Origin of the sequence: Dyella ginsengisoli LA-4 (assembly GCF_000334915.1) — a bacterium.
Taxonomy (GTDB): domain Bacteria; phylum Pseudomonadota; class Gammaproteobacteria; order Xanthomonadales; family Rhodanobacteraceae; genus Dyella_A; species Dyella_A ginsengisoli_A.
Genome location: NZ_AMSF01000006.1, coordinates 1 through 379 on the forward strand (window position 1 = coordinate 1; position 379 = coordinate 379).

General features: G+C 67.3%; 1 protein-coding gene. It reads right to left on the minus strand.

All coding sequences use genetic code 11. From position 1 onward, the window contains the following. The coding region (locus C693_RS24090) for a hypothetical protein (RefSeq protein WP_043598299.1) at positions 1–188 on the minus strand (188 nt) is incomplete at its 3' end. Between the last annotated feature and the right edge of the window lie 191 nt (positions 189–379).

The window sequence follows — 379 nt, forward strand, 5'->3', positions numbered from 1 at the left end:
GGGGTCACCATTTCGCCGCCGGGGTCAATAGGCACGTAGTTGCCCGCCCCCGGCGTTGCCGAAGAGTAAGTGCCCGTCGTGCCGCTGACCACCAGCCGCTGTGTTTCCGGCGGCGCCAAGATCGCGCCAGTCACCATTCTGGCTAGGGCCGCGCAAGCGGCCCTTTGTTCCAAACACTCATCGGTCATCGCGGATACCGTCCAGGTGCGCGTCGTGCGTCGCACAGAGTCTCGGGCTTGAAGCCCACCCTTGGATGGCTCGGTCCGCGTGCGGTCCTGCGTGCAACACGGGTGCCGGCGGCCGCGACCTTTCAGAGTGCTGGCTCGTGTCCAACCCCAGGTTCCGGCCTGCGACCGCCAGCGTGATCAGCCGAAGGCGC